At 62.9% G+C, this 11,809-nt stretch carries 10 protein-coding genes; 9 read left to right on the forward strand and 1 reads right to left on the reverse strand.

Features of this window, described 5'->3' with window-relative positions:
• The first annotated feature begins 68 nt into the window (after positions 1-68).
• Both SNL23_RS01780 and SNL23_RS01785 read left to right on the forward strand, forming a co-directional pair.
• On the forward strand, positions 69-3,455 hold the full coding sequence (locus tag SNL23_RS01780) for an ATP-binding protein (RefSeq protein WP_318301440.1): 3,387 nt from the start codon (positions 69-71) through the stop codon (positions 3,453-3,455).
• Positions 3,430-4,128, forward strand: a complete 699-nt coding sequence (locus SNL23_RS01785) for a response regulator (protein WP_008430557.1) — start codon at positions 3,430-3,432, stop codon at positions 4,126-4,128. The genes SNL23_RS01780 and SNL23_RS01785 overlap by 26 nt, the downstream gene beginning before the upstream one ends.
• Before the next feature lie 118 nt (positions 4,129-4,246).
• Here SNL23_RS01785 and SNL23_RS01790 read toward each other — a convergent pair whose 3' ends face one another.
• Positions 4,247-5,077, reverse strand: a complete 831-nt coding sequence (locus SNL23_RS01790; protein ID WP_177045919.1) for an IclR family transcriptional regulator — start codon at positions 5,075-5,077, stop codon at positions 4,247-4,249.
• 241 nt (positions 5,078-5,318) lie between these two features.
• Here SNL23_RS01790 and SNL23_RS01795 point away from each other — a divergent pair, with 241 nt between their 5' ends.
• From SNL23_RS01795 to SNL23_RS01825, 7 genes are read left to right on the forward strand one after another with little or no spacing between them, the layout of a single operon-like run.
• The gene (locus tag SNL23_RS01795) at positions 5,319-6,347 is read left to right on the forward strand and encodes an ABC transporter ATP-binding protein (RefSeq protein WP_318301441.1); all 1,029 of its coding nucleotides are present in this window, start codon (positions 5,319-5,321) and stop codon (positions 6,345-6,347) included.
• A complete protein-coding gene (locus SNL23_RS01800; protein WP_003218273.1) occupies positions 6,344-7,189 on the forward strand; it encodes an ABC transporter permease in 846 nt (281 codons plus the stop codon). Before SNL23_RS01795 ends, SNL23_RS01800 begins: the two co-directional genes overlap by 4 nt.
• A 4-nt stretch (positions 7,190-7,193) precedes the next feature.
• Positions 7,194-7,988 (forward strand): ABC transporter permease, encoded by a 795-nt coding sequence (locus SNL23_RS01805; protein WP_318301442.1) that lies wholly within the window; start codon positions 7,194-7,196, stop codon positions 7,986-7,988.
• The gene (locus SNL23_RS01810; protein WP_010175266.1) at positions 7,988-8,278 is read left to right on the forward strand and encodes a (2Fe-2S)-binding protein; all 291 of its coding nucleotides are present in this window, start codon (positions 7,988-7,990) and stop codon (positions 8,276-8,278) included. Before SNL23_RS01805 ends, SNL23_RS01810 begins: the two co-directional genes overlap by 1 nt.
• On the forward strand, positions 8,275-9,618 hold the full coding sequence (locus SNL23_RS01815) for an FAD/NAD(P)-dependent oxidoreductase (RefSeq protein WP_318301443.1): 1,344 nt from the start codon (positions 8,275-8,277) through the stop codon (positions 9,616-9,618). Before SNL23_RS01810 ends, SNL23_RS01815 begins: the two co-directional genes overlap by 4 nt.
• Positions 9,615-10,718 (forward strand): NAD(P)/FAD-dependent oxidoreductase, encoded by a 1,104-nt coding sequence (locus tag SNL23_RS01820; protein WP_167665443.1) that lies wholly within the window; start codon positions 9,615-9,617, stop codon positions 10,716-10,718. Before SNL23_RS01815 ends, SNL23_RS01820 begins: the two co-directional genes overlap by 4 nt.
• 17 nt (positions 10,719-10,735) lie before the next feature.
• Positions 10,736-11,767, forward strand: a complete 1,032-nt coding sequence (locus SNL23_RS01825) for an ABC transporter substrate-binding protein (RefSeq protein ID WP_167665442.1) — start codon at positions 10,736-10,738, stop codon at positions 11,765-11,767.
• Positions 11,768-11,809 lie beyond the last annotated feature (42 nt).

Here is an 11,809-nt window from a genome sequence, read left to right on the forward strand (position 1 = left end):
ACCCGCGGCGCCTGCCAGGGCATGGAACTTGCTCATCCAACCTTGCCCACTTCCTGGAGCCACCCACCGTGCATCCCCTCCCCGGCACCCAGCGCATCGTCAAGATTCGCCGCGACTACAACTCCTGGGTCGCCGACGAGACCATGGAAGACTACGCCCTGCGCTACACCCCAAAGTCCTTCCGCAAATGGTCGGAACTGCGCATCGCCAACACCGCCCTCGGTGCCGTGTCGTTCCTCGCGCTGGAGGCGATCGGCGGGGTGTTGGCCTTGAGCTACGGCTTCACCAACACCTTCTGGGCGATCCTCGCCATCAGCCTGGTGATCTTCCTCACCGGCCTGCCCATCAGCTACTACGCCGCCCGCTATGGCGTGGACATGGACCTGCTGACCCGTGGCGCAGGCTTTGGCTATATCGGCTCCACCATCACCTCGCTGATCTACGCCAGCTTCACCTTCCTGTTCTTCGCCCTCGAAGCGGCGATCATGGCCCTGGCCCTGGAGTTGTATTTCCATATCCCGTTGGCCATCGCCTATGTCATCTGCTCGGTGCTGGTGATCCCGTTGGTGGCCTACGGCGTAACCCTGATCAGCCGCCTGCAACTCTGGACCCAACCGCTGTGGCTGGTGCTGTTGGTGCTGCCTTACGGCTTTGTATTGTGGAAAAACCCCGAAGCCTTCAGCGACTGGACCAGCTTCGTCGGCCGCAGCAGCGACGGCGGTGACTTCAACCTGTTGTCGTTCTGCGCCGCCTGCACCGTGGCGCTGTCCCTGGTTACGCAAATCGGCGAACAGGTGGACTACCTGCGCTTCCTCCCGGAAAAAACCGCCGCCAATCGCAAGCGCTGGTGGGCCGCGCTGTTGTGCGCCGGGCCCGGCTGGATCGTGCCGGGCGCGTTGAAGATGTTCGCTGGCGCGTTCCTGGCCTTTCTTGCCCTGCAACATGAAATCCCCATGGAGCGCGCCGCCGAGCCGACCCAGATGTACCTCGTCGCCTTCGGCTATGTGTTCTCCTCTCCCGAATGGGCCTTGGGGGCGATGGTGCTGTTCGTGTTCATCTCGCAGATGAAGATCAACCTGACCAACGCCTACGCCGGCTCCCTGGCCTGGTCGAACTTCTTCGCCCGCGTGACCCACAGCCACCCCGGCCGCGTGGTGTGGCTGGTGTTCAACGTGGCAATCGCCTTGATGCTGATGGAGCTGGGGGTGTTCGACGTGATCGAGCAGGTGCTGGGGCTCTACGCCAACATCGCCATCGCGTGGATCGGCACCCTGGTGGCCGACCTGGTGATCAACAAACCCCTGGGCCTGTCGCCCAAGCACATCGAGTTCAAGCGCGCGCACCTCTACGACATCAACCCGGTGGGCGTCGGCTCGATGCTGGTTGCCTCGCTGCTGTCGATCCTCGCCCACTTCGGCCTGTTCGGCGCCCTGGCCCAGGCAGCGCCACCGTTTGTCGCACTGGGCACGGCGCTGGTCATGGCGCCGCTGCTGGCATGGCTGACCAAAGGCCGCTACTACATTGCCCGCAGCAGCGAAGCGCAGTTGATTCATCCGCAACCCGGCAGCGGCCTGGTGATCTGCGGGCTGTGCAGCAACCCGTTTGAAACTGCCGACATGGCGTTCTGTCCGGCCTACAGCACACCGATCTGCTCGCTCTGCTGCTCACTGGATGCGCGTTGTGGCGACCGCTGCAAACCCCATGCGCGGCTGGCCAGTCAGTTCGAAGGCGTGTTGCGCTGGTTGCTGCCGACAACGTTGGTGCCGCGCCTGCATACCCGACTGGCGCATTACCTCGGATTGTTGATGGCGCTGGTACTAATGCTCGCCGGAGCACTGGCGCTGATCTATATGCAGGCCGCCCAGGGTTTGCCCCATTCGCAGACCTTGTACCAGGCGTTTTTCAAGGCCTTCCTGACGCTCTCGGTATTGGCCGCCGTACTCGCCTGGTGGGTGGTACTCACCCGCGAAAGCCGGCGGGTCGCCCAGGAAGAATCCGACCGGCAAACCTCGCTGCTGATGCAGGAGATCGCTGCCCACAGCCTCACCGACCAGGCCCTGCAACAGGCCAAGGAAGCCTCGGAAGCGGCGAACGCAGCCAAGAGTCGCTACGTTACCGGGCTGTCCCACGAACTGCGCACGCCCCTCAACAGCATCCTCGGTTTCACCCAGATTCTGCAGCGTGACAGCGCCATGCCCGAGCAGCACCAGGATGCCCTGGCGACCATCCTGCGCAGCGGCTCGCACCTGCTGTCGCTGATCGACGGCCTGCTGGACGTGGCGAAGATCGAGGCCGGCAAGTTGCGCCTGGAACTCACCGAAATCCCCTTCCCGGAACTGATCCACGACCTGGAACAAATGTTCACCCCCCAGGCCGAAGACAAGGGCCTGCGCTTTCGCCTGGACTGCGTGGGCAAGATTCCCGCCGTGGTGCGTGGCGATGAAAAACGTGTGCGGCAGATCCTGATCAACCTGCTGGGCAATGCGATCAACTTCACCGACAGCGGCGAGGTGCGCCTGCGGGTCAGCTATATGCGCGAGACCGCCAACTTCGAGATCATCGACACCGGCATCGGCATTGACCCGGAGCAGATCGAGCGGATTTTCCAGCCGTTTGAACGTGGCGACCTGATGCGCCAGGACAAAGGCGTAGGTCTCGGCTTGACCATCACGCGCATGCTGACCTCGTTGATGGGCGGCGAATTACGGGTGGTCAGCGAACTGGACAAGGGCACCTGCTTCCAGGTGCGGCTGTTCCTGTCCCAGGTCCGGGTGCCGCAGGCCGTGGTGCATGTTGAACACGACATCATCGGCTACCACGGCGAACGGCGGCGCATCCTGGTGGTGGACGACCACGTGGACCATCGCAAGGTGCTCAGCGGCATGCTCACGCCCCTGGGCTTCGAAGTCGCCCAGGCGAGTAACGGCCAGGAGGCGATCCGCCAGGTGGCGCTGCTGTCGCCGGACCTGATCCTGATGGACCTGTCGATGCCGACCATGGACGGTTGGGAAACCAGCAGGCTGATCCGGCGTAACGCGCTGTCCACCGCGCCCATTATCATCATCTCCGCCAACGCCTTCACCGACGACCGCGAACGCAGTATCGCCGGCGCCTGCAACGACTACCTGGCCAAGCCGGTGCGCACTCCGGAATTGCTCGGGCGCGTGCAACTGCACCTGGATTTGCAATGGCTGCGCCGCCGGACACCGATCGCCGCGCCGGTCGCTACAGAGGGTGCGCTACCCAGCGCTGAAGAACTCGCCGTGCTCGCCGAATTGAGCGCCATTGGCTATGTGCGTGGTTTGCATGAAAAGCTCGACGCAATCGTGCTGGAAAGCCCTGGCACCGCACCGTTCATCAACAAGCTCCGGGCGCTGCTGAAAAGCTTTCGCCTGGAAGAACTCAACCGAATCCTGAAGGAGGCCGAAGATGAATGCCTTGACCCACAGCGCTGAGCCCGGCGTGGTGCTGATTGTCGACGACACCCCGGACAACCTGGCAATGCTCTCCGACGCCCTGGACGACGCCGGCTACATGGTGCTGGTAGCGCTGGACGGCCTCAGCGCGCTGAACCGCGTGCAACGCCGGCGCCCGGATTTGATCCTGCTGGACGCGGTGATGCCCGGCCTGGACGGCTTTGAAACCTGCCGCCGGCTCAAGGCACAACCGGCCAGTGCGGACATTCCGGTGGTGTTCATGACCGGGCTGACCGACAGCAAGCATGTGGTGCAGGGGTTTGAAGTGGGCGGGAGTGACTACGTGACCAAGCCGATCCAGACGGATGAGGTGCTGGCACGAGTGGCGGCGCATTTGCGTACCTCGCGGATTCTGTTGTCGGCGCGGGCGGCGACGCAGCCGAGCGTGATCACCCTGGAGGATGAGCCGGCGCATAAGCTGTTGTCGGCGCGGTTTCAGCTGACGGAGCGGGAAGTCGAGGTGTTGCGCTGGGTGGCGTGTGGCAAGACCAATCGGGATATTGGCGACATTCTCGGGTTGAGCCCGAGGACGGTGAACAAGCATCTGGAGCATGTGTATGTGAAGTTGGGGGTAGAGACCAGGACGGCGGCGACTTCGGTGGCGATGGCGGCGATGAGTCCAACCCGGATCCCACAGATGGCCACGGTCTAAAATGTGGGAGCGGGCTTGCTCGCGAATGCGGTGTGTCAGTCACCAAATTTTTTACTGATACACCGCATTCGCGAGCAAGCCCGCTCCCACAGTTGATCTTTGTCGTTACTGGTATTACCTACCCACCGAAGATCTGTGAAGGCCGCCTCAACGTCGGATCAAACGGATTGATCCTCGGCCCGATCGCCGCCGCTTCGCGCTTCAACAACTCCACCACCGTCGGCAACCTCCCCGGCCCCAGCCGGTCGCTGATGGTCGCCACACTCAACGCCGCCACCGCATGCCCATTGCGGTCCAGGATCGGCACCGCCAACCCGGCCATGCCTTCCAGCACTCCGGTATTGCGCGCCGCATACCCCAACCGCCGCACGCTCTCTACCTCCGAGCGTAAAAACACCTCGTCGTACAGATGAAAATCCTTAAGCCGTGGCAAGTTGTAGCGGATCACTGTCTCGCGCTCTTCCTCCGGTAGGAACGCCAGGATCGCCAGGCTGCCCTGCCCCACCCCCAGCGCCACGCGCCCGCCGATGTCACCGGTAAAGGTACGGATCGGGTACGGCCCTTCACTGCGGTCCAGGCAGATCGCATCAAAGCCGCTGCGCGCCAGCAGGAACAATGAATCCCCCAGCGACGCACTGAGGCGCAACATGCTCGGCCGCACCAGGTCCCGCAGGTTGCCGGTGTTGCCCGCGTTCGCTGCCAGCGCGAAGAACTCCAGGCTCAGCCGGTAGCGCTTGCTGCGCGCATCCTGCTCCACCATGCCCTCGTCCATCAGGCTGCGCAGCAAGCGGTGGGTGGTAGGTTGCGACAACCCTACCTGCTGCGCCAGTTGCGTCACCCGTTCACCACCGTCCGGTGCCGCGCCGAGGATGCGCAGCAATGCAAACAATCGGGAGACGCCACCGGCGCCGACTTCCTTGACACTTTCATTCCGCTCAGTGGAATCCATAAGCCGATATCTCACACTAAATTCTGATCAGTGAATGAAATTGAAAAAAGTACTCTATCCAGTGAAATTCCATCTTCCGCCATCCTAGTCTTTCGCCCTAATCTGCGTCCACAGGGGCGAAATGAACAACTAACGGCAGCCGACTCAAGATCGAGCGCCAACGCACCCGCAACACCCTTTTCGCATCTGCCCAAAACAAAAAAGCGCGTTTCGACGCGACTCAAAAAGGTGGAACGCAGACATGGCTTTTCTCCAACTCAACGCCTTGAGCAAACGCTACGGCGCCGTCGACGCGGTGGTCGCCACTGATCTTGCGGTGGAAAAAGGCGAATTCGTGTCCCTGCTCGGCCCTTCGGGCTGCGGCAAGACCACCACCTTGCAAATGATCGCCGGCTTCGTCGACGTCACCGGTGGGCAGATCCTCCTCGATGGTCGCGACATCACCCACGCCAAACCCGCCAGCCGTGGCCTCGGCGTGGTGTTCCAGAGCTACGCGCTGTTCCCCCATATGAGCGTGCGCGACAACGTCGCCTTCGGTCTGAAGATGCGCAAGGTGCCCGCCGGTGAGATCGCAAGCAGAGTCAAGACCGTGCTGGAACTGGTGCGCCTGGCCCCTCACGCCGAGCGCTACCCGCGGGAACTCTCCGGCGGCCAGCGCCAGCGCGTGGCCCTGGCCCGTGCCCTGGTGATCGAACCGCCGGTGTTGCTGCTGGACGAGCCGCTGTCGAACCTCGACGCCAACCTGCGGGAAGAGATGCAGTTCGAAATCCGCCGCATCCAGTGCGAAGTCGGGATCACCACCTTGATGGTCACCCACGACCAGGCCGAAGCGCTGTCCATCAGCGACCGCGTGGTGGTGATGCAGGCCGGGCGCGTCACCCAGATCGACGCACCGTACAAACTCTATGAACACCCGCGCACGCGCTTTATCTCGGACTTTGTCGGCAAGGCCAATCTGCTGACGGGCGACTTCGATCAACTCGGCGCGCCGCAAGTGCGCTTCGAACCCGGCAACGGTGAACTGACCCTGAGCCTGCGCCCGGAAAAGATCGACCTGGTGACCGCCGGCTCAGGGCGCCTGCAAGGCAAGATCCTCGACAGCTATTTCTTCGGCAGCCAATGGCTATACCGCATCAAGACCCAGATCGGCGAGCTGACCGTGGTCCGCCGCAACGACGGCAGTGCGCCGTTGGGTTGCGGCGCAGCGGTAGGCTTGGACTGGGAGTCGAGCCTGCTGCGGGTGCTGGCCGCCGATGAGGTGCGCGCATGAGCCGTGGCTACCTGTTGTCGTTGCCGGCGCTGGTGTTGTTTTTCGGGCTGCTGATCCTGCCCCTGGGCCTGACGTTGGTGCTGTCGTTCAACGTGTTCGATTACCAGGTGGGGGTGAAGGCCGATGAGTGGACATTCGCCCACTACCTGTCGCTGTTCAGCGATTCTTACTTCTACGAGATCTTCTGGCGCACCTTCTGGATCAGTGCCCTGGTGACCTTGCTGTGCGTAGTGATCGGGGTGCCCGAGGCCTACATTCTCAGCCGCATGGGCACGCCGTGGCGCTCGATCTTCCTGATCCTGATCCTCACCCCGCTGCTGATTTCAGTAGTGGTACGGGCGTTTGGCTGGAGCCTGCTGCTGGGTGCCGATGGTCTGGTGAACCAGGTGATCCAGGCCCTCGGAGGCAAACCGGTGAAGCTGCTCTATACCTCATTCGCGGTGATCATCGCACTGGTGCACGTGATGCTGCCGTTCATGATCATCCCGGTGTGGACCTCCCTGCAAAAGCTCGACCCGTCGGCGGAACAGGCGGCGCTGTCCCTGGGTGCCAGCCAGGCCACGGTGATGCGCAAGATCGTGTTGCCGCAGGTGATGCCCGGCGTGCTCTCCGGCACCCTGATCGTGTTCGGCCTGGCCGCCAGCTCCTTCGCGATCCCCGGCCTGTTGGGCGGACGCCGGCTGAAGATGGTCGCCACGGTGGTCTACGACCAATACCTCTCGGAACTCAACTGGCCCATGGGCGCGACCATCGCGGTGGTGCTGCTGTTAGTCAACTTGCTGATCATGCTGAGCTGGAACCGCATGGTCGAAGGCCGCTACAAAAAGTCCCTGGGAGTATAAGACGATGTCCAGAAACGGTCCTTTGGCCCGGGGCTTTCACGGCCTGGTGGTGCTGTTCATGATGGCGCCGCTGGTGGTGGTGTGCCTGGTGGCCTTCACCCCGGAAAATACCTTGAGCCTGCCGACGTCGGGCTTCTCCCTGCGCTGGTTTCATGCGGTGTTCGAACGCGCCGACTTTATCCAGGCGTTCTATAACAGCCTGGTGCTGGCGTTCGTGGCCGCCACCCTGGCGACCTTGATTGCGGTACCGGCGGCCCTGGCAATCAGTCGCTACCAGTTCCCCGGCCGCAACTTCTTCAGTGCGCTGTTCCTCTCGCCGATCATCATCCCGCACCTGGTGCTGGGGGTGGCGATGCTGCGGCTGTTCGCAATGATGGGCGTCAACGGCAGCTTCACCTGGTTGATGCTGGCCCACGTGGTGATCATCACGCCTTACGTACTGCGCCTGGTATTGGCGGCCGCCATCGGCATTGACCGCAGCGCCGAGCAGGCTGCCGAATCCCTCGGCGCCAGCCGCTTCACCCTGTTTCGCCAGATCACCTTGCCGATGATTTTGCCCGGCGTGGCCGGCGGCTGGTTGCTGGCGTTCATCAACAGTTTCGATGAAGTGACCCTGTCGATCTTTGTCAGCTCGCCGGCCACCCAAACCTTGCCGGTGCGCATGTACGTGTACGCCACCGAATCCATCGACCCGATGATGGCGGCCGTGTCGGCGCTGGTGATCGGGTTGACGGCGGCGGCAATGATTCTGCTGGACCGGGTCTACGGCCTGGATCGCGTATTGGTAGGGAAGCATTGATGGCGCTGTTCAAACGACTGGCCGAGACCGAGCGGCCCACCCTGGCGTTCACCCTCGACGGGCAGCCTGCCACGGGCTTGCTTGGGGACACCTTGCTGACCGCCGTACTGACCTGCGCCGAGCACCTGCGGGGCAGTGATTTCAGCGCCGAACGCCGCGCCGGTTTCTGCCTGATGGGCGCCTGCCAGGATTGCTGGGTGCGGCTTGAGGACGGTCGCCGGGTGCGCGCGTGTTCGACCTTGCTCGAAGACGGCCAGGCGATTCGCCGTGATCCGGGGCGCCAGGCATGAAGACAGTGGTGATAGTCGGCGCAGGCCCGGCGGGCATTACCGCAGCCCGGACCTTGCTGGACCATGGCGTAACCCCGGTGTTGGTGGACGAAAGCCTGCGCGGCGGAGGCCAGATTTATCGGCGCCAACCGGCGAATTTCCAGCGTTCGGCCAAGCAGTTGTATGGCTTTGAGGCAGGCAAGGCGACGGCGCTGCATCGCACCATGGATGAGCTAGCCACGCTTGTTGACTACCGGCCTGAAACCCTGGTGTGGAACGCGGAAAATGGCCGTCTGGACATGCTCAACAACGGCCACGGCGAGAGCATCGAGTACGCGCAAATCATCGTCGCCACGGGCGCCACCGACCGCATCCTGCCGGTGCCGGGCTGGACCTTGCCCGGCGTGTACAGCCTGGGCGCTGCGCAAATCGCGCTGAAGTATCAAGGCTGCGCCATCGGCGAGCGCGTGGCGTTTTGCGGCAGCGGCCCGTTGCTGTACCTGGTGGCGTATCAGTACGCCAAGGCCGGGGCCAAGGTGGTGGCGGTACTCGACAGTGCGCCATTCAGCGCCCAATGCCGCGCCTTGCCGGCATTGCTCGGCCAGCCGGCGACCCTGGCCAAGGGTTTGTACTACCGCACCTGGCTCACGGCCCATGGCATCCCGGTGCATCAAGGGGCAACGCTGTCGCACATCGACGGCGAGCAACGAGTGACGGGCATCCACTGGGATCAACAGGAAATCGCCTGTGATGCCGTGGCCTTCGCCCATGCCCTGCGTAGCGAGACCCAACTGGCGGATTTACTCGGCTGTGAATTTGCCTGGAATGCATTGAACCGCGCCTGGTTGCCCCAGCGAGATGCGGCCGGGCGTAGCAGTGTCGCGGGCGTGTATCTGGCTGGCGACGGTGCAGGAATCATGGGCGCCGATGCGGCGCAAATGGCGGGCGAGCGAGCGGCGTTGGCCTTGCTGGAAGACACCGGCGTTGCCATCGACTCTCGTCGGCCGCCGGTGCTTGAACAACAATTGGCGAGGATCCAGCGCTTTCGCCATGGCCTGGAAACCGCCTTCCCGTTCCCTGAAAAATGGGCCGCTGGAGCCCCGGATGAATTGATCCTGTGCCGCTGCGAAGAAGTCAGTGTCGGCGAAGTACGCGCGGTGGTGGATGAAGGCCACTGGGAAGTGAACCGGGTCAAGGCCCATTGCCGGGTTGGCATGGGCCGTTGCCAGGGCCGGATGTGTGGGCTCGCAACGGCAGAAATCATTGCCGAACGCAGTGGGCACGAGATTCAAAACGTTGGCCGCCTACGGGGCCAGGCACCGATCAAACCCTTGCCGTTTGGCGTGGAGGTGCAGCCATGATCGACAGCGAAGTGATCGTGTTGGGCGGTGGGATTGTCGGCGCTTCAGCGGCCTTGATGCTGGCGCAGAAAGGTCGACGCGTGGTGCTGGTGGAGCGGGACTTTTGTGGCTCGCACTCCAGCGGTGTTAACTATGGCGGCGTGCGACGCCAGGGGCGGCCATTGCATCAGTTGCCGTTATCGCAACGTGCCCATGAGCTGTGGTCCGACTTGCCGGGGCTGATTGGGATCGATGGCGAATACGTGCGCTCCGGGCATTTGAAACTGGCCCGCAGTCACGAGGACCTGGCCGCCTTGCAGGTTTACGCCGACGCCACTCGGGGCTTTGGGCTGGGATTGCAAATGCTGGATCACGCTCAATTGCGGGCGCGTTTTCCGTGGGTGGGTGATGTGGCGGTCGGCGCTTCGTTATGCCCCGAAGACGGCCACGCCAATCCGCGCCTGGTCTCCCCCGCCTTTGCCCGCGCCGCGCAACGCCACGGTGCGAGGGTGATGGAGCAAACCGAAGTCACCCAGGTTGAACATGACGGCCTGCTGTTTCAGGTGCGCTGTGCCAATGGTGTGCAGCTGCAAGCCCGCTGGCTGTTGAACTGCGCCGGCGCCTGGGCCAGTACCGTGGCCGCGCAATTTGGCGAACCGGTGCCGATGACCTCGGCGCACCCGGCGATGCTGGTGACCGAGCCGTTGCCGGTGGTGATGGACGTGAGCACCGGCGTCGAAGGCGGCGGAATCTATGCGCGGCAAGTTGCCCGGGGCAATTGCATCCTCGGTGGCGGTCGCGGCTTTGCGCTGGGCCCGCAACAAGCCCGGCCGGGGCAAGCGGCGGTGCTGGAGATTCTGCGCAACGCCGGCGAGTTGTACCCGTTCCTTAAAGGTGCCCAGGCAATTCGCACCTGGAGCGGCACCGAAGGTTATCTACCCGACCACGAACCGGTGATCGGCGACAGCAGCACCCAACCCGGCCTGCTTCACGGTTTCGGCTTCGCCGGCGCCGGGTTCCAGCTCGGCCCTGCGGTCGGTGAAGCCCTGGCAGAAATCGTCTGCACGGGGGCCAGCCGGCAGCCCATCGAAGCATTTTCCATCCGTCGTTTCCAAGCCTGAGAGGAAGATTTATGCACATGATCAAACGTACTGCGCTGTCTTGCCTGTCCCTCGCCCTGTTGAGCACGGCGGCCCATGCCGCACCGACGCTGTACCTGGGCATGAACGGCGGGACCATGGAACGGGTCTACGCCGACAAGGTGCTGCCTGCATTCGAGAAAGCCAACAACGTCAAGGTGGTGATCGTGCCAGGCACCTCGTCGGACATCCTGGCCAAGGTGCAGGCCAACAAAGACAACCCGCAGATGCACGTGATGTTCCTCGACGACGGCATCATGTACCGCGCCATCTCCATGGGGTTGTGCGAGAAGCTCACGCCCAACCCGACCCTGGATCAGATTCCGGCCAAGGCGAAGATCAAGGAAGAAGCGGTTGCGGTGACGCTCGGGGTGACCGGGTTGGGTTACAACGCCAAGATGTTCAAGGAAAAGGGCTGGGCGGCGCCGACGTCGTGGATGGACCTGGCGGATCCACGGTTCAAGGACAAGGTGGTGTTTCAGTCCCTGGCCTCCTCCACATTTGGGTTGCATGGTTTCCTGATGTTCAACCGGATTCAGGGGGGTAGCGAGACCAACGTGGAGCCGGGGTTCAAGGCGTGGCCGAAGACGGTTGGGCCGAATGTGCTGGAGTACATCGCCAGCTCGGCGAAGATTTCCGAGATGGTGCAGACGGATGAGGCGGCGATCTTTCCGCTGACGCCGACGCAGGTGACCACGCAGCAGTTGTTGGGTGTGCCGATGGAGTATGCGCAGCCCAAGGAAGGGGCGGTGGTGTTGAACGTAGCGGAGTGTGTGATTGCGCGTAATGACCAGCCGGAGTTGGCGCAGAAACTGGCGCAGTTTTTGTTGACTGCAGAGGCGCAGGCGCCGGCTTTGGAGTTGGGGGATCAGATTCCTTCGAATCCTACTACGCCGACCACGGATAAGACTCGGGCTCGGGTGGAGGCGATGAACAGCTATTTGCAGACGGCGATTTCGATTGATTGGGATCAGGTGAACCAGGCGCGGCCCGAGTGGAATGCGCGGTGGAGTCGGTCGATTGAGCGGTAGGCTTTGGGGGTGAATATCCGTTATTTGGGTGATGGCTGATAT

The organism is Pseudomonas sp. SED1 (genome assembly GCF_034044025.1).
GTDB lineage: Bacteria > Pseudomonadota > Gammaproteobacteria > Pseudomonadales > Pseudomonadaceae > Aquipseudomonas.